This is a genomic window from Arundinibacter roseus, from assembly GCF_004348825.1.
In the GTDB taxonomy this organism is placed as follows: domain Bacteria; phylum Bacteroidota; class Bacteroidia; order Cytophagales; family Spirosomataceae; genus Arundinibacter; species Arundinibacter roseus.
In genome coordinates this window covers 299434-325617 of the sequence record NZ_SMJU01000007.1, presented here as the reverse complement: position 1 = coordinate 325617, position 26184 = coordinate 299434, and the positions used below count along the sequence as shown (strand labels likewise).

The 26184-nt window shown below is 43.8% G+C and carries 27 protein-coding genes; 10 read left to right on the top strand and 17 right to left on the bottom strand.

The window, feature by feature from the left end:
- Positions 1-57 precede the first annotated feature (57 nt).
- The 4 genes from EZE20_RS13215 to EZE20_RS13200 form a co-directional block, all read right to left on the bottom strand.
- A complete protein-coding gene (locus EZE20_RS13215) occupies positions 58-1725 on the bottom strand; it encodes a hypothetical protein (RefSeq protein ID WP_132118357.1) in 1668 nt (555 codons plus the stop codon).
- Complete coding sequence (locus EZE20_RS13210; RefSeq protein ID WP_132118465.1) at positions 1722-2930, bottom strand: hypothetical protein; 1209 nt, start codon at positions 2928-2930, stop codon at positions 1722-1724. The genes EZE20_RS13215 and EZE20_RS13210 overlap by 4 nt, the downstream gene beginning before the upstream one ends.
- A gap of 98 nt (positions 2931-3028) precedes the next feature.
- The gene (locus EZE20_RS13205; RefSeq protein ID WP_132118355.1) at positions 3029-3613 is read right to left on the bottom strand and encodes a C40 family peptidase; all 585 of its coding nucleotides are present in this window, start codon (positions 3611-3613) and stop codon (positions 3029-3031) included.
- Positions 3614-3735: 122 nt separating this feature from the next.
- Entirely contained in the window at positions 3736-4563 is an 828-nt protein-coding gene (locus tag EZE20_RS13200; protein ID WP_132118353.1) for a M48 family metallopeptidase, read from the bottom strand.
- A gap of 178 nt (positions 4564-4741) precedes the next feature.
- Between EZE20_RS13200 and EZE20_RS13195 the strand changes: the two genes are divergently transcribed.
- The 8 genes from EZE20_RS13195 (at position 4742) to EZE20_RS13160 (ending at position 11450) form a co-directional block, all read left to right on the top strand.
- A complete protein-coding gene (locus EZE20_RS13195) occupies positions 4742-5353 on the top strand; it encodes a fumarylacetoacetate hydrolase family protein (RefSeq protein WP_132118351.1) in 612 nt (203 codons plus the stop codon).
- A gap of 50 nt (positions 5354-5403) precedes the next feature.
- A complete protein-coding gene (locus EZE20_RS13190; protein ID WP_132118349.1) occupies positions 5404-7347 on the top strand; it encodes a M23 family metallopeptidase in 1944 nt (647 codons plus the stop codon).
- On the top strand, positions 7344-7805 hold the full coding sequence (bcp, locus tag EZE20_RS13185) for a thioredoxin-dependent thiol peroxidase (protein ID WP_132118347.1): 462 nt from the start codon (positions 7344-7346) through the stop codon (positions 7803-7805). The genes EZE20_RS13190 and bcp overlap by 4 nt, the downstream gene beginning before the upstream one ends.
- 68 nt (positions 7806-7873) lie before the next feature.
- Positions 7874-8734 (top strand): transketolase, encoded by an 861-nt coding sequence (locus EZE20_RS13180; RefSeq protein WP_132118345.1) that lies wholly within the window; start codon positions 7874-7876, stop codon positions 8732-8734.
- Positions 8735-8777: 43 nt separating this feature from the next.
- A complete protein-coding gene (locus EZE20_RS13175; protein WP_132118343.1) occupies positions 8778-9731 on the top strand; it encodes a transketolase family protein in 954 nt (317 codons plus the stop codon).
- Between the two features lie 206 nt (positions 9732-9937).
- Complete coding sequence (locus EZE20_RS13170; RefSeq protein ID WP_132118341.1) at positions 9938-10480, top strand: RNA polymerase sigma factor; 543 nt, start codon at positions 9938-9940, stop codon at positions 10478-10480.
- A 53-nt stretch (positions 10481-10533) separates the two neighbouring features.
- Positions 10534-10977 (top strand): hypothetical protein, encoded by a 444-nt coding sequence (locus tag EZE20_RS13165; protein WP_132118339.1) that lies wholly within the window; start codon positions 10534-10536, stop codon positions 10975-10977.
- A 26-nt stretch (positions 10978-11003) separates the two neighbouring features.
- Complete coding sequence (locus tag EZE20_RS13160; protein ID WP_132118337.1) at positions 11004-11450, top strand: hypothetical protein; 447 nt, start codon at positions 11004-11006, stop codon at positions 11448-11450.
- A 6-nt stretch (positions 11451-11456) separates the two neighbouring features.
- Here the strand turns inward: EZE20_RS13160 and EZE20_RS13155 are convergent, their stop codons facing one another.
- From EZE20_RS13155 to EZE20_RS13100, 12 genes are all read right to left on the bottom strand, one after another.
- Entirely contained in the window at positions 11457-12113 is a 657-nt protein-coding gene (locus tag EZE20_RS13155) for a hypothetical protein (protein ID WP_132118335.1), read from the bottom strand.
- Positions 12114-12535: 422 nt separating this feature from the next.
- Positions 12536-14113 carry a SulP family inorganic anion transporter gene (locus tag EZE20_RS13150; RefSeq protein WP_132118333.1) on the bottom strand — a complete coding sequence of 526 codons (1578 nt, stop codon included), beginning with the start codon at positions 14111-14113 and terminating at the stop codon, positions 12536-12538.
- A 49-nt stretch (positions 14114-14162) separates the two neighbouring features.
- The gene (gene can / locus EZE20_RS13145) at positions 14163-14810 is read right to left on the bottom strand and encodes a carbonate dehydratase (RefSeq protein WP_132118331.1); all 648 of its coding nucleotides are present in this window, start codon (positions 14808-14810) and stop codon (positions 14163-14165) included.
- Positions 14811-15052: 242 nt separating this feature from the next.
- Positions 15053-15337: a hypothetical protein gene (locus EZE20_RS13140; protein WP_132118329.1), complete on the bottom strand. Its 285-nt coding sequence runs from the start codon at positions 15335-15337 to the stop codon at positions 15053-15055.
- Positions 15338-15596: 259 nt separating this feature from the next.
- Positions 15597-16721 carry a bifunctional histidinol-phosphatase/imidazoleglycerol-phosphate dehydratase HisB gene (gene hisB, locus EZE20_RS13135; RefSeq protein ID WP_132118327.1) on the bottom strand — a complete coding sequence of 375 codons (1125 nt, stop codon included), beginning with the start codon at positions 16719-16721 and terminating at the stop codon, positions 15597-15599.
- Positions 16722-16790: 69 nt separating this feature from the next.
- On the bottom strand, positions 16791-18278 hold the full coding sequence (locus EZE20_RS13130) for an Eco57I restriction-modification methylase domain-containing protein (protein WP_132118326.1): 1488 nt from the start codon (positions 18276-18278) through the stop codon (positions 16791-16793).
- A gap of 27 nt (positions 18279-18305) precedes the next feature.
- A complete protein-coding gene (locus tag EZE20_RS13125; protein ID WP_132118325.1) occupies positions 18306-18974 on the bottom strand; it encodes a hypothetical protein in 669 nt (222 codons plus the stop codon).
- Positions 18964-19782 (bottom strand): hypothetical protein, encoded by an 819-nt coding sequence (locus EZE20_RS13120; protein WP_132118323.1) that lies wholly within the window; start codon positions 19780-19782, stop codon positions 18964-18966. Before EZE20_RS13120 ends, EZE20_RS13125 begins: the two co-directional genes overlap by 11 nt.
- A gap of 7 nt (positions 19783-19789) precedes the next feature.
- Positions 19790-20290 carry a hypothetical protein gene (locus EZE20_RS13115; protein WP_132118321.1) on the bottom strand — a complete coding sequence of 167 codons (501 nt, stop codon included), beginning with the start codon at positions 20288-20290 and terminating at the stop codon, positions 19790-19792.
- Between the two features lie 96 nt (positions 20291-20386).
- Positions 20387-21412, bottom strand: a complete 1026-nt coding sequence (locus tag EZE20_RS13110; RefSeq protein ID WP_132118319.1) for an acetate and sugar kinases/Hsc70/actin family protein — start codon at positions 21410-21412, stop codon at positions 20387-20389.
- A gap of 50 nt (positions 21413-21462) precedes the next feature.
- Positions 21463-22479: a hypothetical protein gene (locus tag EZE20_RS13105; protein WP_132118317.1), complete on the bottom strand. Its 1017-nt coding sequence runs from the start codon at positions 22477-22479 to the stop codon at positions 21463-21465.
- A 39-nt stretch (positions 22480-22518) separates the two neighbouring features.
- Positions 22519-23199 (bottom strand): hypothetical protein, encoded by a 681-nt coding sequence (locus EZE20_RS13100; protein WP_132118315.1) that lies wholly within the window; start codon positions 23197-23199, stop codon positions 22519-22521.
- A 233-nt stretch (positions 23200-23432) separates the two neighbouring features.
- On the opposite strand from EZE20_RS13100, the gene EZE20_RS13095 reads away from it, so the two are divergent.
- Positions 23433-24353 carry a sugar phosphate isomerase/epimerase family protein gene (locus EZE20_RS13095; protein WP_132118313.1) on the top strand — a complete coding sequence of 307 codons (921 nt, stop codon included), beginning with the start codon at positions 23433-23435 and terminating at the stop codon, positions 24351-24353.
- 61 nt (positions 24354-24414) lie between these two features.
- Here the strand turns inward: EZE20_RS13095 and EZE20_RS13090 are convergent, their stop codons facing one another.
- A complete protein-coding gene (locus tag EZE20_RS13090) occupies positions 24415-24834 on the bottom strand; it encodes a hypothetical protein (protein WP_132118311.1) in 420 nt (139 codons plus the stop codon).
- 303 nt (positions 24835-25137) lie between these two features.
- Here EZE20_RS13090 and EZE20_RS13085 point away from each other — a divergent pair, with 303 nt between their 5' ends.
- Positions 25138-26184, top strand: coding sequence for a glycoside hydrolase family 113 (locus tag EZE20_RS13085; RefSeq protein ID WP_132118309.1), 1047 nt, complete (start codon positions 25138-25140; stop codon positions 26182-26184).

Sequence of the window (26184 nt, the reverse complement as noted above, 5' to 3'; positions counted from 1 at the left end):
GGATATACTTATTTCCCGGCCTGTGAGCTTTTCCTGAATCAGATAAACAGGTCCCCGTTAGAAGGTAGTGGAATCAATCACTTTGGCATCGAAAACGCCGGTAAGGATGGTACCGTTTCGTTTAATTTGTAAAAAAATGCGGTAAGATCCGGCTTTTGGAAAGGCGTAGGGAAACGATAGTGAACTGCCGTGATTCATGGCTGCAGTATGCTGCGAATCGTCCGTTTGACCGGAAGACATTCCCATTTCTTTCATTAAATACGTTTCCCGATCCTCAGTTGAAAGAGTTTTTAAAAACGCAATTTGACGATCGATACTATCCCTAAAAACCGCGGCAGCTGCGCGTTGATAGGTTCGGGAAGTATCGGCAATCCGATTTTTAAGGGTGAGTTCAGCGGCCATTGCGTAGGTTCCAACGGGATGCAGGTGAATGTAAACCGATCCGTCGGAACGGACAATTGCAGCGTGGCCGGGCATGCCCAAATACGATTGCAGCTCAGCAGGGGTGCCATCGGGAGCAAAGACTTCAAAGCGCAGCGAGTACGGTTTCCCCGCTTCAAAGGTCTGACTGGCTTTTCCTTCCCATATCACATACGAGCCATCTTTTAGTTTGGTTTTAGTGCCGGGCTGTCCACAAATGACTACATTTTCATCCAAAGGAATATTTTTTGGATTGTTGAGCGGGTCAGTCACGACGTAGGTATCTTCTGGATCCGTCCTTTTTTGGAGGAGCGACGAAGCAGGGGCGGCTGGAATGTCAATGGTGTCCGTGATGGTTTCGGTAAAACCAGAGTAATGGACAATATCACCGTAAGCCAGATATTTCCCGGCGGGCAAAGCTGGCAGAAATGCCCGAAAGGTCGTGGAATCTGCTCGTTCGGGGTGAAGGTGAGCGAAGGCATCAAGGCCGGGTACCCGCACCAGAAAAAGATGCATCAATTTGCCATGATCCGGAATGAGGTAATTGAGTGCATTTTTTCGATTGTTAGCCCGAAGACTTGCGGTATCCGCCTTAAATTCAAAAATCCATTGTCCATCTTCCTGAATAATGGATGCTTTGGCCTGTAAAGGTTTGTATAAATACTGCTTGTAATCGCTTGCCCAGCTGTCCCACCAACTGCTGCCTCCGTATAAAATCAATACACAAACGCCAAAGGCTATTCCCATATTAATCAGTCGCTTACGGCGTTGTTTGGCGCTCAACTGCTGGCCGGGTCGCAGAAGTCCATCGCTGACACTTGCACCGATGATCGTGACCATCAGAACCACGAGCAAAAGTCCAAGGGCCGAGAGCGTCCAGCCAAGTCCGGCGGGCATATCGCGTTCTGCCGTAGAAACAGCCGCAATGGGTACGATCAATTCGGCCTTTCCCTGCGTACCATCGAGGTCAATTTGCACGCTAGATGAACCGCCTTCCATCAGCCAAACTATGCCCTGATACTGATTTTTCTGTGCGTCTACGGGTAAAAGTTCGTCAGGAGATGGCGCTCCCTCGTCACCGGAACTGAAATAAATTGGTCGGGCGTACATGTTTGAAACCCTGCCTGATTCTACATATACAGTTATTTGGGCAGTACCAGGAATTACATCTGGTGGCTGCACGCTCACAAGGACCCGATAGTCGCCAGCCTGACCTTGAAAAAGCACCCCGGAACTACCCACATGACCAAAAGCCGATGGTAGACTTAGTAATAAAGCGGAAATAAATAGAAGGAACTGTTTCATCGCTGAATATTTTTCATCCATGAACCCCACACCAATCCGAGACGGGCGGAGGCAATACTGAATACAAGTGCCAGCCCAAGGCCAGTCAAAAGTTTAGGAGTACTTTCGAGGTTCCAGGGAGCGAAGGCATAGCGGTATTCCCAGTCAGGGCTATTGCCAAAGTACCAGTAATGGCTGCCAAAAAACCAGTTGCGGGCATAGGGAGATTCCAGTAAAAAACCACCAAAAAACCATTGAACCACAAAGAATACAAGAAGAAATGCGCCTCCCAGAATCAAAGAAAGCAGCCAGTCGTTTTTGTAGGCAAATCGATGACGAAGTACATCCATAACCAGCGCCGGAATGACAAGAAGCAACGGAAATTCAAATCCCTGATAGTGGTCAATATGATTCAGGATGGGACCAAGCTTGGGTTCTGCCGGAAACAGCGGAATGATCCAAAGTGTTAATAACATAATGAGCGTATACACCAGCGTAACCGCCGTAATGGTCCATTTTCCGGGAAATGCGCGGCCAAAAGCCAGTAAAAATACGGGAAAGGCAACTGCCGAAATTTTGTAGTAGCCCGAAGAATGTGACGCCATGCGGTGGATTTCTTCTGAAAGAAGTGTAAACCACATGGTGAGTAGAAAACCAGCGGACAAAGCAAAAAGTATGAATAACGTTTTCTGATGCCTCGTAGATTTTTGGCCCCACGATTGATTCCGAATGGAAAGCACGCTTACGATTGCCCCAAACTGTACGCCAATAATGCCCAACGCTAAAACAGTATGTGGTGGAGAAAGTATAGTTACATCCAGTCCGTAGGTGTTGTGCCACCAATCGTCAAAAGGAGCAGAGGTGAGCATAGCAAATGCCCCCCAAATACAAAAAAGCGCACCAAGGGAGCTGTAAAAGAAACCCCAAATTTTAACCCGCCGGCTTTTCTCTTCCGGCGAGCCGCCAAAGGTATTTCTCAAAACTTCATAGCCGGAAAAAAGTCCGGACACAACCGCTCCCAGATAAATCACGAGGTGCGGAGGAGAAAGCAGACCGTCGCGGCCAATGCTGATGTGCCAGCAAATGTCCCAAATGAGGCCGGTGATGACGCAAAAGGAAGAAAACACAACGGCATAGACGTATGCCGGAATGCCGGGTGCAGGTAAAGCTCTGACTGCCAGCGGTGGAGACGAAAATGCTGGCGTTGAGTGAAGAGTTTTTTCCATCATACAATTTTTGACATAATTAAATCAAATATATGCAGGAAAAGACAGTTCAGACAGGTATTACCCCTATTTTAGTTCTGGAAATATTAAATAGTTACTCAAAATGGCCGTAGGGCTTTAACAAAACGATTTTTGAAATAGCTGGAAAAAAGATTGTCTTCGCGTACACCCCGGGACGATGATGCGTGAATGAATCGAATATCGGATTTGCCATGAACTTCGGTTACGATGCCGGCGTGTGATACGTAGCCTTCTTTACCAGCATCGGGAACGAAAAAAATCCAGTCGCCGGGACGAATATCTTCAATTCGTTCAACTTCGCGGCCAAATTCTGACTGCTGCCATGAAACCCTGGGAACCGAGTAGCCAACCTGCGTATATACGGAACATATAAGGCCCGAGCAGTCGATTCCTCGTTTGTCGTTTCCGCCTGCCCGGTAGGGCGTTCCGGTATAGCTTCGGGCTTCCTGAATAACTGTACGGACATGCCGATCGTACGGCCCGGAAGGTTTTGGCGCAGGTTTGGAATTAGTTGTAGCTCGCGGTGGTGGACTCGTCCGGCCTTTGGTCGTGCTTGTGTGTAGCGACGCCGGACTTCTTTTCAGGGTTTCACAAGCCTGCAACAACAAGGCGGCAATACAAATACAGAGCAAAGTGCGACCGGAAGTGTAGGGAAAATTCATACGGATTCTTCATTAATTAATCTTCCAAAAGTAACGAATGAACCCGGACGAATGGTCTTTTTAGTTAGTAAAAAAGGCCAATTCGATGTGAATTGACCTTTTTTGGGTGGATATAGTTTCTCTTAGCGCGAGGCCTGAAATACCTTCTGAGCTTTCGGTAGGTGTGATTTTATATCTCGGATTCGGGTATTATCAGCCGGGTGCGTAGACAAAAACTGAGGTGGTTTTTGACCGTTGGATGCTGCCGCCATGCGTTGCCAGAAACCAACCGCATTTTGTGGATCGTAACCCGCTTTGGCAATAAAAGTCAAGCCAAGTTCGTCCGCTTCGGACTCTTGACGACGACTGTTAGGCAGCAGATACCCCACTTGTGTTGCTGCGGGTGCTACCATACCGTATACGCTGTTATAGAGCTGTTGGGTTTGTTGCGGTTTACTGGACATTGCTACGCCTAAGCCCACTTGTCCGGCTGTCAAAATCCCCTGAGAAAGCATTCCCTGACTCATGCGCTCGGCACCATGACTCGCAATGGCATGCGCAACTTCATGTCCCATCACAACGGCAACTCCTGCTTCATCTTTGCAAATTGGCAAAATCCCCGAGTAGAAGACAACTTTGCCACCGGGCATACAAAATGCGTTAATATCTTTACTTTCAACGAGATTAAATTCCCATTGAAAACCTTTAATCAGATCGCTGTTATTGGTTTCGCGGAGGTAGTCTTCAACCGACTTCTGGATTTTTCGACCAACCCGACGAACCATTTCAACATCAGAACCTGAGCGATCGACTTTGCTTGTATCCAAAAATTCGCGATAACTCTTAAAACTCATGGGCAATAGTTCGCTGCTATTCACGAGCATCAATTGGTTGCGGTTTGACAACGGCACCCGCTGACAGGCGGTAAAGGCTAAGAAAAGTGCCAAAAAGGCTATGCTCACTTTTTTCATGGGAAAGGCTTAATAAGTTTTATTGATTTTGTGTAGCCTGCAAAAGCCCATAAAATGGGGAGAGGCTGTGGGAAAATATAAAAAATATTATGCCACCCAACGGATTGTAAGTAGTTTTGTCTTCCAGGAATAGGCCGTTTAATTCCCCTTTATCTATTCAGAAAAAACCAGTATTTGTATGAAAATTATTTGTGTAGGTCGCAATTATGCCGATCACATTGAAGAACTTAACAATGAGCGGCCCGATGCGCCGGTAATATTTATGAAGCCTGATACGGCCGTTTTACGCCCCGGAGAAGATTTTTATCACCCCGAATTCTCACAGGATATTCATCATGAGGTGGAGATAGTAGTCAAGATTAGTAAGGTGGGAAAATTTATTGAGGAAAAATTTGCCCATACATACTACGACGAAATCGGAATCGGGATTGACTTCACGGCCCGCGACTTGCAATCAAAGCTAAAAAGTAAAGGCTTGCCCTGGGAATTAGCCAAGGCATTCAATGGTTCTGCACCAATCTCGAATTTTGTGCCTAAAACCGATTTCCCTGATTTGCAAAATCTGAATTTTAGTCTTGATGTCAATGGCGAAACCCGGCAACAGGGTAACACGTCGATGATGCTTTACCGGATTGACTATCTTATATCGTTTGTCTCCCGATATTTTTTACTCAAAAAAGGCGATCTGATTTTTACCGGAACGCCCAAAGGGGTGTCGGCGGTAAAAGTAGGGGATGAGTTAGAGGCTTCCATAGAAGGCAAAAAAATGATGACTTTGTTCGTTAAGTAGCTATACAAGTACTCATCATTGTTATTTTTCATGCATAAAACAGGCGGTTTGTGAACAGAATAGCGTGGACTTTTTTTTTAGTATTTATAAGTTTGGTCGTCAGAGCTCAGCGGGAGTCTTACCCTAAAAATTATTTCATTTTTCCTATCAATCCTGGTCAAACCAACACCCTGGCAGGTGTATTGGGCGATTTGCGGACCAATCATTACCACGGTGGATTGGACATCCGCACGCAGCAGCGCGAAGGCTTGCCGGTGCATGCGGCAGCAGACGGCTACGTGTACAAAGTGGCTGTGCAGGGAACGGGCTACGGCAATGTTATTTACCTGAAACATCCCAATGGTTTGACGACCGTTTACGGGCATTTGAAAACCTTCTCGGATACACTTGCCCGATACGTGCGCTCAGAACAATATAAAAAGCAGGATTTTTATGTAGAGTTGTATCCGGCACCCGGTCAATTTGTGTTCAAAAAAGGGCAGGTAATGGCTGCTTCCGGCAACACGGGAGGCTCGGCCGGCCCGCATCTGCACTTTGAAGTTCGAGATTCGCGTGACAATTATCTGAACCCGCTCTATTTTAATTTTGATGAAATTAAGGATACGACGCCACCGGCTTTCTGGAATGTGGCGCTGCGGCCTTCGACCTTGAATTCGCGGGTCAATGGTCAGTTTGATCGGCAGGTTTTTAAACCCATCAAACAAAAAAATGGGACTTATGTAATTCCTTCGACGATTCGTGGTACGGGACAAATCGGGATTGAGTTGCAGGCCTACGATTACATGACGGGCACTGGCTTTCGGTATGGGCTTCATTGCATCGAAATACGAATGGATGGACAGGAAATTTTTACCTTTAACATGGAAAAATTCCCCGTCACAGCCACCCGGGATTACAATAATTTGATTGACTACCGAACCGATCAGGAAACAGGTGCGCGATTTTACAAGTGCTATAATCCTGATGGCAACAGCTTTGAACTCTTTAAAACCGACGGATTTAGTGGCCGGCTCGTGCTGAATGATACGCTTACACATCAAATCAGTATCAAAATATTTGATGCCTACGAAAACTCCTCGCAGTTGACGTTTACGATGAAGGGTGAACTAAACGCCGCCGAAATTCGTGACGCAGACTCTACCGAAGCGCCAATTTTTGCAGGAAGTCTTTCCGCAGATAGTGATGAAAATACACTAAAAATTGAGGCTGCCGGAAATGCTTCACCTGGGACATTTGCTACTTTTTTTACCGATCGCCGTCGGGTACAGCAAGATCCATCTTATATCAGAGGAACAACCGCTGTTTTTTTGACCGACCTTCGTACCCTACTGCCTGATTCAGTACAGGTAGGAAGCAAAGTACTTCCACTCAACTACCGTAAAAGTATCCCACCTGCTAAGGAAATGGAGTTCCTGACGCCAAATTGGGGCATACGATTCGACTCCACGAGTTTGTTTGATACGTTGCATTTGTCTGTTATACAACGATTTAACACAATTTCGGTCAATGAACCTACACTTGCACTTCGCGGTTCGGTGCAGGTACGGTTCAAACCCGAGGGGACATTTACCCGCAAAGAGCGAACGGGTGTATACCGCTACTACAAAAATGACTATCGGTATTTGGGCGGAAACTGGACCGGTGATTTTCTGGCCTTCAAAACCCGGGAATTGGGACAATTTGTGGCAATGACGGACAGCATTCCACCAAAAGTCAGACTGATCGAACATAGCAGTAAACACATTCGAGGGTACATTCAGGACGATTTGTCGGGCATAGATACGTTTCGGGCTAGGGTAAATGGAGAATGGGTTTTGATGAATTATGAATATAAAAACCGCTATATCTGGTCCGAAAAATTAGATGAAAGCCAGCTTTTTGAAGGAGAATTGACCCTGGAAGTAACAGATCGGGCGGGAAATAGTACTATCTTGCAGGTTGAAATTAAAGAACCGGTTACTAAACCAACCTACCGAAAACCGAAACGAAAATGACACTACAAATTGGCGATCCGGCTCCGGACTTTACTGCCAAAGATCAGCACGGAAATGTAGTTTCTTTGCAGGATTTTAAAGGCAAAAAAGTAATCCTTTATTTTTATCCAAAAGACAGCACCCCCGGTTGTACCACGCAGGCATGCAATTTACGGGATAACTACGACGCACTCTTGAAACAAGGCTACGTTGTGCTGGGTGTAAGCGTTGACGACGAGAAATCGCACCGAAAGTTCATCGAAAAATTTGAACTGCCTTTTTCACTTCTGGCGGATACCGATCATGCGGTTGTGAAGGCATTTGGGGTGTGGGTTGAAAAAAGTATGTACGGTCGTACCTACATGGGTACGGCCCGGACGACCTTCGTGTTGGATGAACATGGAATCATTCTGGAAATAATTCAGAAGGTCGATACCAAAAATCATGCACAACAAGTCTTGCAGACAGCTAGTAAATAGCCTTACTCCCGGCCTTTCAATCGGGAACGTTTTTTTATAATTACCTACCAATAATCCTTAGTTTACGAATGGAAATTGAACAATTAGAACGTATAGCCTCACAAGTTCGGCGCGACATCGTCAGGATGGTTCACGGGTGCCAATCGGGACACCCGGGTGGATCATTAGGCTGTACTGATCTGCTGGTGGCGTTGTATTTTCACCAAATGGAACTGAAAGAATCAGACGATTCGCAGCCGATTTTCGACATGAGCGGAGCAGGCGAAGATGTATTTTTCCTGTCTAATGGCCACATTTCGCCCGTATGGTACAGCGTGCTGGGGCGTCGCGGATATTTTCCTGTGCCCGAAATGGCTACATTCCGAAAACTCAACAGCCGGCTACAAGGGCATCCTACTACGCACGAAGATCTGCCCGGTGTACGCATTGCTTCCGGTTCCCTTGGACAGGGCCTGTCGGTTGCTTTGGGTGTAGCAATGGCCAAGAAACTTGACGGCGACGATCATTTTGTGTACTGCCTCATGGGCGATGGCGAGCAGCAGGAAGGCCAGGTATGGGAAGCAGCAACTTTTGCTCCGCATCATCAGGTAGACAATCTGATTGCGTTTATTGACTTGAACGGACAGCAGATTGACGGACCCACAGTAAAGGTTATGAACAACCGCGATTTGGGCGCCAAATACGAAGCGTTTGGCTGGGAAGTGCTACACATTACTCATGGCAACGACATGGCCGCTATTGTCAAAGGATTGCAGGAAGCCAAAGGAAAAGCCGGACACGGAAAGCCTGTGATGGTGCTGCTCGAAACCGGAATGGGTTACGGAGTTGATTTCATGATGGGAAGCCACAAATGGCACGGCGTAGCCCCCAACGATGAGCAGCTTGCCGCCGCATTGGGGCAGTTGGAAGAAACAATGGGCGATTATTAAACCGTATGTGGCCCTTGCGGGAAACATACCTCAACCTGAAATCATGAAAAAATATACATTTACTGAAAAAAAAGATACCCGTTCCGGATTTGGAGCAGGTATGCAACAGCTGGGTCAGCAAAACGAAAACGTTGTAGCGCTTTGTGCTGACCTTGTAGGTTCGTTGAAACTGGATGCTTTTATCAAAGAAAATCCTGATCGTTTTATCCAATGTGGTATTTCTGAGGCCAATATGATTGGTGTTTCGGCAGGATTAGCCATTGGTGGAAAAATCCCTTTTGCTACTACATTCGCCAATTTCGCAACCGGTCGGGTGTACGATCAGATTCGTCAGAGTGTAGCTTATTCGCACAAAAACGTAAAAATTTGTGCGTCACATGCAGGTCTTACTTTGGGCGAAGATGGCGCAACGCATCAGATTCTGGAAGATTTGGGTATGATGAAAATGCTGCCCGGCATGACCGTCATAAATCCCTGCGATTATAACCAAACCAAAGCCGCAACTATCGCAATTGCGGAGTACGATGGTCCGGTTTACCTGCGCTTTGGTCGTCCGGTAGTTCCCATTTTTACTGCTGACGATCAAAAGTTTGAAATTGGCAAAGCATGGATGGTGAGCGAAGGTACCGACGTCAGCATTTTTGCCACCGGCCACCTGGTTTGGGAGGCCATTCAGGCAGGAGAAATTCTTGAAGCCGAAGGAATCAGTGCGGAGGTTGTGAATATTCATACAATTAAACCTTTGGACGAAGAAGCCATTCTGAAATCGGTGGCAAAAACCGGTTGTGCCGTTTCGGCAGAAGAACATAACCGTCTTGGTGGGTTGGGCGATAGCATTGCGCAGGTTTTGGTGAAAAATACACTTGTTCCACAAGAATATGTAGCCGTTGATGATAGCTTTGGCGAAAGCGGTACGCCTGCGCAGCTCATGGAAAAATACGGACTTACTGCTAAGGACATTGTGGCTGCTGCCAAACGAGCAATTGCCCGCAAGTAATTTTTTTTGAATGAGTTAAATTAAAGAGTCGTTTCAGCACCGAAACGACTCTTTTCTGTTTTCAAATGAGATGAATGGCAAGCAATTATCACGATGAAAAATAAAAATTTTCAGCATTTGTTCATTCTGATTTTTCAGGGAGAAACAAATAGATTTTAAACTTTCAACCAAATACCGCATCTTAGCAGTCTAACTAGTACAATGGCATGTCTGACGAGGAACTCCTGATTCTTTACCGAAATCTTGACACACGGCGAAACGCTTTTAATCAACTGGTGCGAACGTATCAGCAGAAAGTGTATTGGATGGTAAGGAAGATCGTTATTGATCATGACGACGCAAACGACATTACACAGGAGGTTTTTATAAAGGCATGGAGTGGCCTTGAAAATTTCCGTGGGGACTCCCGCCTGTATACCTGGCTGTTTCGGGTGGCGCATAACGAATCAGTGAATTTTTTAAAGAAAAAACGCCGCCGATTTTTTGTTCCTATTCATGATGTCGAAGGAGAATTGGCGGATAAACTCGAAAGTGACCCCCTGATGGGCGGCGATGAGATCCAATTGAAGTTGCAAAAAGCCTTGCTGAAATTACCCGAAAAACAGCGACTTGTGTTTAACCTGAAATATTTTGAAGAACTACCCTACGAAGAGATTGCCGAAATAACAGGCACTTCCGTTGGAGCGCTCAAAGCGTCTTATCACTGGGCTACCAAAAAGATTGAGGACTTTTTACAAGCAACCGATTAAACTTTCTATGGGTGGAGATGTCAAAGTTACCGGAATGAGAATATAACAAAACAATGAAAAACAAGCAAATACGATTAGAAGACCTGAAACGGGAAGTTCCTTTTAAGGTGCCCGAAGGATACTTCGAAGAGTTGCCTTCCATTATTCAGGCACGAATACCGGAGAAATCGCAGGAAAGCCCCCTAATCAGTTGGTCGTGGCAGCGGTCGGTTGCGCTTGCTGGTGCGTTGAGTCTGTTTATTGCCCTGATCTGGATTACCTATCCGCAACAGCAAGGCCCGATTGGTCAGGATACGTTGAGTCAGGTCAGCGACGAAGCAATTCTGGAATATCTGGAATCAGAAGATATTAGCTACTATGACCTGAGTGAAAATGGAGTGGTTCAAAAAGCCTTTGGTACCGACTCTACGGTTATTCACTACCTGGACGGCCTCGATGATGCCACGTTGATGAATCAACTGGATGACGCACTATTGCTGGAAGAAAGTATTTTGTGATTTACGCTTTATTATACCCTACGAAAATGAGTACAAAACATAAAAAATTAAGGATTGCCGGGTTGTTGTTCTTCCTTCTGAGTGTAGTGGCCGTCTCGGATTCATTTGCGCAACGTAAAAGTGAAGAAGAAATTCGGAAGATTCAGGATGCTAAAATCGCAATCATTACCAATCGGGTAAATCTTACTCCTGAACAAGCCAAAGATTTCTGGCCGATTTATAACGAATTTTCCAAACAGAAACGGAGCATGCACCGCGAAATGCGGCAGTTGATCAATACCCGCGAAGATGGCCGTTCGGACGATCAGGTGATGAGCAATTTGAAAGAAGTACAGGCACTTAAACAGAAAGAGCTTGAATTGGAAAAAGAATATCAGGCAAAATTTCTGACGGTTATTTCGGCCAAGCAACTCGTAGAACTTTACAAAGCCGAACGGTCTTTTAACGAAATGCTGCTTCAACGCCTCAGATAAGGTCGATTACCATTCAACCCGTGAGGGAGGAGTGGTAATTCTCCTTTCCAGATTGACCAGTAATTCTGGATGGCGGTGCTTCAATTTTACATATTCAAGGCTGTCATTTTCAATTATTTGAGGAATTGTAATGAGGTCATTCTGAATAATTGGAACCAACACTTCATAGCGCGTCATTGGCGTATGATCTGGACCAGAAAGTAAAGTTAGCACGTGCAGGCACTTGATGTCTGAAATGTCATAAAGTCCCACGTAAGCCAATAAATTGATGGCTACTTCGATCTCTTCATTTTGGGAATTTATGTTTAACTGCAAAAGTGAATTCAACAGGTACCGACTGTCTCCATAGTAAATGTTATTGACCGACCTGATTACAACTTTGCCGCTGGGTTGAATGATCAGTATGTCCTTATGAATGGTGTTTTTGGCCCGATCCAGCCAATACCTTTCGTATTTACCCCGTAGATGCCGAATATCTTTACGCTCTTCCAGCAGGGTATTTTCACTCGCTTTTTCCATGATCCTGTCCAAATCCTGAAATGCAGCATCTGAACCCAGGTTTTCCAGTAAACTTCTCGGACGCGCGTTCTTTTTAAGAAGTTTAATTTTCGGATTATCCCGGATTTTATCGGAAGATTTGGGGCCATTAGTAGAATCAGCCATAGTTCATTAGTGAGTGTAAAGTTTTTATAGAGTGTATATCAAAAAGCAGGCCATTTGTAGTCGTTTTTGATTGGGTTTACTTTGATTTAATTTCGCATTTTTTTGTCAAAATACAAAAGGATACGATTGAGGTAGCTAGTGTCGAGAAAAAGAAATATTCAATTTATGAAACTGATTATAGCTTTTTTTGACTGTCTAACATTGGTGTAAAATACGCCTAATTGTTTGTAAAGTCAATTTTCGATCAGAATTATTTGAAAATAGAATTGATTCAATGCTGAGCCTTCATTTTAAATGTAACTAAATGTGCTTTTATGAATCGATTAAAATTGATTAGTAGCCTCAACTAAAATACAAAAAGCCCCGCTCAGAAGATACTACGTTCTTTGAAGCGGGGCTTATCTTTTGGGAAATTGTACTTGTCAGTGGCCTCCGACAGATTGCACACCTTTTATTCCCCGGGTTTCCACTTTTATGTTTTTCAGCGGTGCCGCGTGGTTCTTAAAATCCTGAATAATTTCCAGTACATCATAATCAATGTCTACTGATTTTGACCCGTCAATGATGACCGTTGAACCTTCGGGAAGTTGGTCCAGCGTATAGCCAATACTGCCTTTATTAAGGAAAGTAACCTCTTCGGAGAGCTGAATAGTAATCACTTCGCCATGCTGATTGTTCTCCTTTTTGTAATGGTACGAATGCTTGTAGTTTTTGCGGAGAATAAAGTAGATCGCAACGACCATTCCTATCGCAATTCCTTTCAGTAAATCCGTAAAAAGTATCGCTACAATAGTCACGACGAAAGGGATGAACTGATCCCATCCCAGGCGATACATGGCGCGGTACAGCGACAGTTTGGATAGTTTGTAGCCTACCAATAATAAAATTGCTGCAAGCGAAGCCAGGGGAATCTGATTAAGGAAGAACGGAATAAAAATTGCCGACAACAGCAAAATAATACCGTGAATAATGGTCGACATCTTGGTTTTTCCACCAGAATCAATATTTGCGGAACTACGCACAATTACCTGCGTGATTGGTAAACCACCGATAAGTCCCGAAACGATGTTACCTACGCCCTGCGCTTTTAGTTCACGGTTTGTAGGGGTGCTTCGCTTGAAAGGGTCAAGTTTATCTGTGGCCTCTACCGAAAGAAGAGTTTCCAAGCTTGCCACTATGGCGAGTGTAAACGCCACTGTATAAACGTCAAAATTGGAAATAAACGAAAAATCCGGAAAGGTGAAGAAACTCAAAAACTCGCTTGCGCTTGATGCTACCGGCAACTGAACCAGGTGTTCACCCTTCATGGCTAAGTCAGGGCTAAAAGCCTGAAAAAGTCCGTTCATGACCACCCCTAATACGACCACAAAAAGAGCACCCGGTAAAAAACGGAAAAGCTGAATGCGTTTCATAAAGGGTCGATCAAAGAGGATCAGAATGCCGAGTGATACCAGGGAGATTATGATAGCGCCGACGCTGCTATAACGAACGGAGTAGTACAGTTCAGTGAACGTATTATGTCCGTCGGTTTGCATGAAAGCCTCATCTCCAATGAAGTCTTTGTCGTACCCAAAAGCATGCGGAATTTCTTTCAGGATCAGGGTAATACCAATAGCTGCCAACATTCCCTTAATAACCGAAGATGGGAAATAGTAGCCAATAATCCCCGCATTCAGGAAACCAGCCACGAGCTGAATGATTCCGGCGAGGACCAGCGCCAATAAAAAAGCTTCAAAACTTCCAAGAGTTTCCAAAGCTCCCAAAACAATAACCACCAGTCCAGCAGCAGGGCCCGAAACTCCAAGGGCGGAACCGCTCAGAATCCCGATGACAACACCGCCTACCACACCGGCAATAATCCCGGAAAAGAGGAGGTCCGGCCGACCGGTAGATGCCAGTGCCACACCCAAACATAAAGGCAAGGCTACCAGGTATACTACGAGACCCGCCGGGAAATCGTTTTTAAGGTTGGCAAAAAGATTAAGCTTTTTAGCTGACATATTTAATAGGTTGTATGAATTTTTTCTTGATTAGCAGGGGCAACTAAAATCAGGCAAGTGGAGATGAATCAAGAACATACATTGCTTCCAGGTTTTCAGTGCCATTCGTGATGAGGTTGAGGTCTTTTAAAATCCCATTCGCTACATCATATACAACACCATGAATTTGGAGAAATTGTCCATGCGCCCAGGCACTTTGGACAATTGAAGTTTTGGATAAATCCAAAACCTGTTCCATCACATTTAGCTCTACAAACCTGTTGCTACGTTCGCGTGAATCCTGAATACTGTCGAGTTCATCTTTATGAAAACGATACACATCTTTGATGTGCCGCAGCCAATTGTCAATCAGCCCTACGGATTTGTTGCCCATTGCGGCATTTACCCCTCCGCAACCATAGTGGCCACACACGATGATGTGTTTTACTTTTAGTACGTTTACGGAGTAATCCAACACGCTGAGCATACTCATGTCGGTATGAATGACCATGTTGGCAATATTACGGTGTACAAATATCTCGCCAGGAAGCGTACCGGTTATTTCATTGGCTGGTACACGGCTATCTGAGCATCCAATCCAAAGAAATTCAGGGCTTTGGCCGTTGGCTAACTTATGAAAAAATTCAGGCTCCTGCTCATTCATTTTAGCAACCCACTCCTGATTATTCTTGAACAATTTCAAATATGACTCTGCCATTTTGTTTCTAAATTATTGGATAATTAAATTATTTGATTGTGTGAAAGAAAGTTAAAATTTATCTGGATAATAAGTAATAGTCAAGCAATTAGAACGAAGTGTTCCAGGACTGAAATTACCAAAAATCTGTAAAGAAAAATTAACATTGGAAAAATTCACCAGCATTCCAAAAAGGAGAAATCCTTAAATTTTTTACCTATTTGGTTATACAGGCTAAATCAAAATTACTGGCAAGAAAGACGTTAGACCTCCGGGGGAGGCGAAAAGCAATTGATTACCTGATCAGTAGGAGCATTGGTCAGGTAGAGATAATGATTAATACGTAAAGAATTTAAATCAGAATGACCTGAATCGGCCAATGATTGGTTGAGCAGCGAGTGTAAGGTCTGTACATCGGACTCATTGGAGTCGGTGGACTCGCAGTTTTGAATTTCAATGGTATCTTTTTCGTACACGAACTTCTTGCCATTCGCAATGTTGCTAATGACGCATATACTTAAAAAAAGTATGTAAAATGCGTATTTCATTACGATGTGTACAAGGTTGTGTGGTTCAATTAACCGGAGAAAGTACAAATTAGTTGCTTTCTCCGGTTTGTATTTTAGCGCTTATAGCTCTTTTCGTGTCTTTCGAGCCAACGACCCACCATAAAGGAGGCGGAAAGTAAAACAGCATAAAACACGAGGGCAACGATGGTCATGAACATAGTAAAGGCACTTTTAAATGGTTCAATACTGGACAAAAATACAAAACTGTAACGAACATGGACGAATGTTTCTCGAAAAATTACAAAACTCCTTTGGTGGAAGGCAGTTCGTCCAATGCTTTTAAATCCCGCCGCAGGGCCATTTTGATGGCTTTGGCAAAGGCTTTGAATATGGCCTCGATTTTATGATGTTCGTTTTGACCTTCTACTTTAATATTTAAATTACACAGCGAAGTATCCGAAAAAGATTTGAAAAAATGGTAGAACATTTCGGTCGGCATTTCTCCAATTTTCTCCCGTTTAAACTCTGCATCCCAAACGAGCCACGGACGGCCGGAAAAATCAATGGCTACCTGTGCAAGTGCTTCATCCATAGGTAATAAGTAGCCGTATCGACTGATTCCCCGCTTATCTCCAATGGCTTGCCGATAAGCTTCCCCGAGCGCCAATGCCGTATCTTCTATGGTGTGATGCTCGTCAATATGAAGGTCACCCTTGACCTCAATGGAAATATCGGCGCCTGAGTGTTTGGCGAGTTGGTCGAGCATGTGGTCAAAAAAACCAAGTCCGGTATGCATGGATGACCGCCCGCTTCCGTCCAAATTGAGCGAAATACTGATTTCGGTTTCTTTGGTATTGCGCTGAATGTTGGCCGTTCGATTGGGCAATTTCAGATGTTCATAAATTGCGTCCCAATCATTGGATATAAACGAAATGGCTTTGTTTACTTCTTCGGACAGTGGTTCTGCCGGACTTGCATTAGCAATGAAAATGGCTTTGGTGCCAAGGTTGACTGCCAGTTGCACATCCGTAAGACGGTCGCCGATTACAAAACTATTGGCTAAATCTACACTGCCATCAAGGTACTCAGTAAGCAAAGCGGTGCCGGGTTTACGGGTAGGGGCTTGCTCGTGCGGAAAGGTACGGTCAATGTGAATGGCGGAAAAGTGAATATTCTCTCCGGCAAGCACACGCAGCATCTTATTTTGGGCGGGCCAAAAGGTATCTTCCGGAAACGATTCGGTACCCAATCCATCCTGATTTGTAACCATTACTAGCTCAAAATCAGTTTCTTCCGCAATGCGGCGAAGGTTGGAAATGACTTTGGGTAAAAATTCCAGTTTTTCAAGTGAATCAACCTGAAAATCCGTGGGAGGTTCCACGATAATTGTGCCGTCACGGTCAATAAATAATACTTTTTTCATTCACATGCTTTTGTCAGGTAGTACAAGCTTTTAGGCAAAGGTCGGAAAGAATCATTGAAAAAATGGAATTCAACGCAAGGCTTCGGGATCAAACCGGAAATTCTCCACAATTTTTTTGCTATAACCTTTCCATCCACCCCGAAAGTCGCGACCCGCCACGGCCATGTAGTCTGCCATTTGCGGAGAATTAAGTACAGCTAAAAGTTTGGTATAATCTCCTTCATACTTGATAAAATACCCGGAATATAGCGTGGCATTTGTATGTTCTGAAAGTAGGAAAAGCGGCGATTTATTCATGGGAGAAAAAATAATCTTTTTCCCAAAAGCACTATCCAGACTTTGAGAACGCCCAAAAGCATACCAGGCCACCGGGTTTGGTTTTCCGTTGTCACGTTGGTTTAAAGCTTTTTTTTGACTTAGTAAATACGTGTAACTCAATGGAAAATATTCTTGCAAAAAAGTCTCGCTCAGGATTTTGTGTTTTCCTTTTTTATCTTTTTGGTATGGAAAAAGAATGTATTCATGTATTTCTGTTCCGCCTTTTTTTAATCGGGAAGCTTTGATAATCGGTTTTAGCAAAGCAGCTTCCAATTGAATTTTAGTACCGGATTTTGTTTGTACCTCGACTATTGTTTCAGAAAGGGGGGTTAGATTTGAAAAAATAAAAATTCGGTCACATAATGTCGTAAGTCCTACGGAAATTTTACAAATATCACCCAGCCGGACCCCACTTTTATCTGCCGAGCGGGAAATTGAAAGCTGCCATAATTCATGCGTTGCCAGTTCTTCAAAACTAATCATTCGGGTTTGAAACTGATAGGAGGAATCACTGAGTTCGTACCGGAAATCTGTTTGTTCAGTTTTGCCAAATACGGTAATTGCTGCGTAAGTACCGGTTTTGTCAAAAACAGGTACCGAACCGTAATTTGTAATGAGTTGGAGGTTTCTTTTTTCCTGAAAAAAATGCCGCAAAGGACGGGCGGTTTCGGAGAAAAAATAAGAATTTGGCGTGATAAACCCGCAAATTCCGTCCGAGCTCAGCAGTGCATTGGCCAGTTCAAAAAAAGCAACAAAGCTATCTGTTGAGCCGGAGCTGCAAAAGGTATAGTTATTCTGTAAATAAAGCCTTTGCCGAGGTTCTAAATGCTGAATCCGAATGTAGGGTGGGTTGCCAATGATGTAGTCAAATTTTTCTTTTGAATAGCGTTGCCGCAGGGCATCTTTCTTTTCCAGATTCCAGTTAATGTGTAAGCCCAGAGGCGAAACGAGCTCGTCCAACGCTTCTCTGCAAAGTTCAAGTGCTTCATAATCAATATCCCAGCCATAAATTTGATGTAGATGATCCACAACGTTTTCCGGGGTAGAAAACTGTAATATCCGTCGGGCAATTTCGACCAGGAAGCGTCCATCTCCACAAGCCGGATCAAGTATTTTTTTACCTAAAAGACCAGAAGTAGTAAAACCAGTTTCGTCCAAAATTTTTGTAACAATCGGCATCGGTGTATATACTTGTCCGAGGAGTTTCCGTTGGTCGTAGGAGCGGGTTAAAGAAGCCATGAATTATTTATTTGAATGAGGAGTGTTTTACCTGATTTCAAGAGGAGGTCGCCTTAACTGACACAACCGAAAGCCTTCCATTGCCCGAATACGGTCTGTTGGAATGAGCGGATGAATATCTTTAAAAGAAATCTCGTAGGTATTTTCCTGAAATGTAAATACCGTTCCATCCCGTCGGGTGCGCTGCGTACCGGCTGAATAAAAGTTGCCTATTTGTTTACTTTCTACTTCATTTTTATCAATAAAACCCAACAGTGAGACGATGGTTTGATGGGTTTTAGATTGATGAAAAGAAAGGCAAAAATAGTGCGTGGTGCGCGAATTTGGTTTATGTAGCTGCGAAGCCGGAATGTTAAGCACGTAGTCTTCGTTCAAAATTCCGGTCATTCGTTTCATGGATTTTATATCCAACGAAAAAGAATGAGTTCCTGTTTTAAGAATAAAATCCTGCCCCCAATCCTGTCCGTTGACGGCCCCAAAGGAGCGTATTGGGCGAGGAAGAGCGTATAAATCCGCAAAAACGATTTCGCCAAGGGTACCAGTAAAGCGCAACAGCCGGGTTTGATTTCTTTTGTCGGCGGCACGGTCCCATACATTAGCAACCTGATGATGCGCCAACGAATGCTCAACGAGTTGTCGGGCGTAGGCTTTTTGCTCATCAGTAACCAAAAGTTGTATGTAATGCTTAGTCTTCAAAGTATGGGCGCATCTGTTCAAAAGCCAGCAGATATTCTTTTGAAAATGTTTCAGCTTTGGGGAATTTTTTAATCGTACGCATAGCAGACCTTAACTCATCTATCCCAACCTTAGCGTCGCTCTTGTCATAAAAAGACTCCTGCCATCGCCTGGAAAGTGTACTTTCTTTGGATAGTCCAAGACCGTGGGCGTAAAACGTAAAAGGTGAACTGACCAATCCGGTTTCAAAGTACGTTTGCTTGTTTTTTTCAACACATCGAAAGTAATTGATCATGTAGTCGAGGTGAGTCAGTACACGGGTTCGAATTTGGGCTTTGGTTTCTTTTTTCTCAGGTTTTTTTCTCCATTCGTTTTGGTCGGGTGCAAGCAAATCAATATCGTCGAGTTGGTATTGCTTACTTTTCTGACAAATCAGGGTAATTTCTCCATTAGTAGTGCTATTATCAAGTAAAGTAAGTACCATTAATTGATCATCGATATCACCAATATCAAATTCATAAGGTGAGGTCATCGGTCCCAGGAATAGGGATAAAATTGAGTTTTCTACTACCCAATTGCCCTGTCGAAAAGGCGTTTTGGTGGAGAAAAACGAACATTTTTCTTCCTCATAAAGCGCAAAAGTTGAGTTTTGTAAAGCTGACGTACTTCGAGCTAACAGCTGTTCGCCAAGAGCGTGTGATTCGGGAGTTGCCCGACTACTCGGCGTGTAGCTGATCCGAACGATTTTCCAGCTGCCAATTAGTGGATTTTTGGGTTTACAACTACCCAAAGCGATTACCAGGCAACAGAAAATCAGGATTTTATTCATCGAATTGTTAAAATAATTTACTCCACGCAAACCGAATTAGTACCAGCATCAGTACAAAACCGATCAACAGTGCAGAAAAAGGAACATATGTAAACGCAATCAGCCGAAGCCGGTCCAGAAACCACATGATTCCTATCAGTGCCGCAATAAGCGTCATAAATCCTGACAATTTTCCAAAGCCCGGAATGAGATCAAACGGGATTTTTTTTCGGATCAGCAGGAGTGTAATCACCATAGAAATAACGGGTACCACCTGTAAAAGAAGGTTGGCGTGCCAGATGCTTTGACGTTCAAACAAAAATAAGTATACATTTAACGTAACTGCAAAAATTCCCGGAATACACGCCGCATACACAAGTACTGCAAAGACCATGCCCCAGCTTTCTACTGCGCGACTTCCCGTAGCAAGCCCGCCGAGGGTCCAGGCAATGAGCGGAAGTGCAATGAAAAACAGGAACAATGGAAGAGGATTTTGGGCAATACTTTCAAATAAATCGGAAAGAGTCATTGATGGAGAGAGGGTAAAATTTGTTGGAAGTAAATAAAATGAACGGGTGAAAAGTAGGACTACTTTTCACCCGTTCATTATTTATACTATTGAAAATCAGGGTAATCCGAGCAGAAATCCAATGGTAAAATTGGCGTCCCAGTCGAATACGAATTGCTCCGTACCGGTGGCGTCAGCAATTGCTTTATAAATATTTATGCCTGCCTTTGATTTTGCGTTATCAAGTTTATATGCATCAGGAGCGTGCAAAACGGTATAGCGTTCTTTGCCTTTTCGTACTTCTTTGGCCATTTCAAAAGGCACACCGCCAATGATAAAACAGGTTTTGCGCAAGTTTGATGGAATTTGCCTGGCCATTCCGGAAACAGCACTGTACACTTTTTCATTGTCTACTCCTTCCTGAAAGTACTTGGCACCGTAGGTTTCCAGTGCTTTGGTTTGCCCACTTTCCATCCAGGAAATTTTTGTATTTCCTGAGCCAATATCCGTAACGAATGCCTTTTGTGTGAATTCTGCCGGCAAAACCGATTTCAGCGCCAGTTGTCCTTCTTTTTCTGGTGTTACCTGATTCACCTGATAATTCAGTGATTTCAAAACCCGTGTAATCTTCTGTGTCACATCCGCCTTAGCCGCGCCAGAACTTACCACAAAGTGAATGTTTTTTCCATCAACTCCATAATCAAGCATACTGCCAATGTATTTTTTCAGACCAATCCGAATATCTTCATCCGTGGCCATGTTTTCGAGCACAAGGCTATTACCAAACTCTGCTTTTTCAAGTTTCCATCGTTTTTCAGGATCTACCTTAATTATGAACGAGTTGAAGCCACTTGCGCCTAGTTCCACCACTCCTTTCAATGTTCCGTTGACGGGCTCAGGTGCCTGATAGTTAAATGCCGGAACGGCAGTGTCGGTAGCGTAGTTGTCTTCGGACGACGACGAAGGTTCAGTTTGGCCCGGCTCAGGTGTTTTGTAGGCTGATGTGTTAGAGGTTTCTTCCTGACTTTTTGCAGCCATGGATTCCAGCGCCTGCTGTCCGCCAAATTGTTTGAAACCGAAATATAAAGCAGCCAGGATCAGGGCGGTGATCAGCAGGCGTCCGGCAACGGTTAGTCTTTTCATGAATTTTGATTGGTATTTAGTGAAATAATAGAGGAAATTTTAAAAGACAGTTATTCTAAAAGTCCGCGGTAGTTGGAATCTTTCGGCGGATTAAGTGGAATGGTATTTGAAACGGGTTCGGGTGCGTCAAGATTTACCAGTGTAAATTGTCCCTGATTATACGCTTCGAGCATTTTTTGCCCTTTGTCCGACAAAATCCCATTTTGTACGTCTACACCGTTTATAAAGTCCATCGATAAATCCATGGCGCGTTTCATTTCTCCCAGCTTGCGGCTCATGTCATCCTGAATATATTCCATGGATTCATCAAAGTAAAACTTCTTGTCAGGATTGCCTTTGAAGATGCTGATTGCAGTACGTAAAGCATTCGAGCTTTCTTTAACAATTTGATATTCAGCTTCTTTTAGTTTTACCTTAATTTCAGTTTCCTTAATAATATAATCAGCGCTCTTGTTGACCTTTTCCATAAATTCCAGAATCGTCTTCATATTTCGCTGCAAGGGAAAGAGCTTTTCGTTCATTTCCTGCAAACCTGCACCTTCAATCGTAGCGAGTTGGGCAGTTTCGCGCATGCCGGGCTTATGCGAAAGCTCGGAGGCTTTGTTGGCTTCCGCAAATTTTTGCTTGATTTGTGCATTATTATCATTTATTTTTTTGTTCAATTTCACCAATTGTCCCGCGAGCAAATTGATCTGTCCCTGCATTTTTTCGCGTTTGTCTTTCAGATCGCTGATATAAATTTTCATGATCGCAATCGGATCAAGTTTGATGATAGTGCCCGTTATTTTGCGCATGAAAGTTTTGAACAAAAAGAACACCGCCGTGCGTACATCGCGGCTCGTAAAGAGGAAAATAAGTCCGGCCAAAGCAGCCATCAAAATTCCGAGATAGAGCGTGTTTTTTGTTACTTCAATCAGAAACAGGGCAATTATATTCCAATAATACAGGATAAAAGCCCCGGCTGCCCCCAGGAAAAGCAGCGATGTAATTCCTTCTGGCTTAGACCAATAGGATCGCTTGGGATCGTCTTGCGAACCGCCAATTTGTGAGAAATCAGTTGTGGCCATTGTATAATTGTTTAGGTTGAACGCGTGTATAAAAGGACTTTATTTTAAATACGTTTTTATCTTATTCAAATCAGATTGGATTTGCTCTACAAAGCTTTTGTAGGTGACTTCATAACTATCCCGATTCTCAGTTATTTTAGCGCTTTGCACGTCAATTTCCTCCTTAATTTGGTTGAGACGAGTACTATTGGTTTCAATTTTTTTCTGTAAAGCCAAAATCTGTTCAGCAAAAGCCTTGTTGTCGTCTTCCAGTTTTTTGTGTTCCTGACTTAAACTACCCACCCGATCCTGAATGGCCTTTTCTACATCCTTCAAAAAGTTTGTGCGGTCATTTGTCAGGATATTCACATATTGATTAGCAGAGGTAGTCAATACCGTTGGGTCAACCACGCCGCCCATAGCCTTAAAACTACCCCATGAGGCCTGAAACTGCTTTTCTTCCGTCAATCCAAGTCCTTCCATGCTTTTGAGCGCCTGTTTATACTCAAAATAATCCGGCCCGGGAAGGTTGGCTTTTTCCATGAGCGCTACAAAATGATCGACAAATTTACGCTCGACGGTTGCTGTACCCGAGGAGTTGGAAACAACTGCGGGTGTTGGTGGAGTAGGAGGTGATGCTGGAATAGATGCCTGAGTAACAGGTTGTTTCACAGCGTTTTCCTCTTCCTTAATGAAAAAGCCTAAAATTTTCTTTCCAAAACTTTTGTCAGGTTCTGCCATGAGTTGTGTCGGTTTAGTACTGGTAAATTCCATCGGATCACCGGCTTGGTACATCAATATTACTAAACCCCGGACGATTTTATAGTATCGGATTTGGATGAACGGTTGCGGGTAGGGATAACACCTTGGAAAAATTGGACGATATTTTTGTGATATTTGGCTTTTGAGTTCCTTTTAAACAAAAGTCTTCTTAAAAAGACGTCCTGTTATCTGACAAAAAATACATTATTCTTATGTTGAAACTAGGTTTTGTAAGTGCTATACTGGCTGATTTTGGATTTGAACACGTACTTAACTTTGCTTCTGAACACGGGTTCTCGTGTGTCGAAGTGATGTGTTGGCCAACCAATAATTCCGATTCCCGCCGCTATGCAGGTGTTACGCATTTGGATGTATCGTCGCTGACGCCCCAAAAAATAGCCGATGTAAAATATCAACTGCGAAGTGCAGGGGTCAGTATTTCGGCCTTGGGTTACTACCCCAATCCACTGGATCCTGATCAGGAAAAAGCTGAGTTTTACATTGAGCATATCAAGGAAGTGATTCGTGGCGCTGCAAAGTTGGGAGTGCCTGTGGTCAATACGTTTGTCGGTCGGGATACTTCCAAAAATATTACGGACAATCTTGCGCTATTTGCCGATGTGTGGCCGGGAATTGTGAAAGTTGCCGAAGAAAACAATGTAAAAATTGGCATCGAAAATTGCCCGATGTTCTTTACCAATGACGAATGGCCGGGTGGAAAAAATCTGGCAATCAGCCCATCCGTCTGGAACCGCATGTTTGAACTCATTCCAAGCCGGGCTTTGGGGCTCAATTACGATCCTTCGCACATGATCTGGCAAATGATGGATGAGATAAAACCGATCTATCAATTTAAAGATCGCCTGCACCATATTCATTTGAAAGACGTAAAACTTTACCGCGACAAACTGGATCAGGTAGGAATTATGGCCAACCCCCTCGAATACCACTCGCCCAAACTCCCCGGCCTGGGTGATGTGAATTGGCGGGGCTTTTTTGCGGCACTCACCGATGTGCGTTACCGCGGTCCAGTGGTGATTGAGGTAGAAGATAAAGCCTACGAAGGCTCAATTACGGATGTGAAATCGGCAATTTTGACCAGCCGAAATTATTTGCGTCAGTTTTTGGGATAAACACCATAAAAAACGCCCGACTCTCGAAAGAGCCGGGCGTTTTCAAACTATAATAGGAGGGTTAGTCTACCCGAATAGAATCATCCGTCATTTTTGACTGATTCTTACCCGCGAGACGAATCTCTGCTTCCTCGTTTCTGGCACCGTTTGAGGGAGTCTTATAGTGACCTGGTGCATTCAAAGGATTCAGGTGAAAATCTTTTCCGGGCTCAGTTCCCAAAAATACTTTGGAACCTGGGCGGTTAGCATACTTTGGAGTACCGTTAAAACGATTTCCTTTTCTTGGTTCTACGATTGCGTTTGCAGTCGTGCCCTCAGTTTCAGCTGTCATAGCTTTTGCCTGACGAGCTTTGTTGGGATGCTTATAGTTATTTACGGAGATACCCGGATCAACCGTTACCTTGTTACTTTGGGCGTTAGCCGCTTGTGAAATAAAAAACAAACCGGCAAGTGCGATAATACTATATGTGATCTTTTTCATTTTGGTTTCATTTAAATTTGTTACTGTTCAAAACGTTAATTGCGTTCTGTACAAATATAACGAAACCTCCATAAAATTTGTTTCATGGGAAATGAAATTTGGTAATGCAGTATATTGTCAATGAATTAATAAAAAAAATAGAATTATGTATTGTTTTCCACAAAAAACCTTGAAACTGAAACCTGTTTTCCCCATAAATGCATAAAAACTCGAAAAACTGATGATTTTCTGATACTATTTTTCTCAAAAATGTAATTTTATCTTTTTTCAAATATTTTTTTGAAACCTGTTACTACCTGAAAAATGAACACATTCAGCAAGGCTTTGCTATTAATAATTGTGGCTTCTTTGTTAGCCTCCTGTTCATTTCGGGCAGACAAAAAGTTTGTATACGACGGTACAAAGATGAAAGGCGTGTCTTTTGTGGCACCACGCGATTCTCTTTCAGACAGCTGCTACGTACCTGTGAGGCTGCTGAATGCTGAATGGGTATCGCTTATGCCATATGGTTTTTGCGAAGCTGAAAGTCCGAATTTTGTATATGGCAGAGACAATCAATGGAAATGGTGGGGCGAGTCGCCTAAAGGTGTTGCGCACTGCGTGGAAATGGCGCACGCCAAAGGGTTAAAAGTGATGCTAAAACCACACCTTTGGATTGGTCACGGAGTTTTTACCGGACATTTTGATTTGAAATCGGAACAGGATTGGCAAATTTTTGAAAAAAGATATGGCGATTACCTGCTTGATTTTGCCCGAATTGCGGACAGTACGGACGTCGAACTGTACTGCATTGCTACCGAAATGCAGACATTTGTAAAAAAACGCCCGGAATTTTGGTCGCGGATAATCAAGGAAATAAAGACGATCTATAAAGGAAAACTAACTTATGCTGAAAACTGGGACGCCTATGCGGACGTACCGTTCTGGAAAGAACTTGATTACGTAGGTGTAGATGCCTATTTCCCACTTTCTGAGGGCCGGGCGCCTACTGTAACGGAGTTGCGAAAAGGCTGGAAAGCCCACAAAGCCGGCCTTGAAAAATTGTCAGGTACCCTTCAAAAACCAATTCTTTTTACTGAATTTGGGTATGTAAGCACTGACTTCGCCGCCAAAAAACCTTGGGAAAATGATCGTTCACTGCCCGAAAACGAAGCTTTGCAGGCAGCAGCCTATACTGCTGTTTTTGAGGAAGTTTGGACCGAAGAATGGATGGCCGGCGGATTTGTCTGGAAGTGGTTTCCCATGTTACAACCGGGCAACCGGGCCCGCGATCCATTTTCTCCTCAACATAAAGCTGCCGAACACGTCTTGCGTACCTATTTTGGGAAAGACGCCTCTGCACAGCGCTAG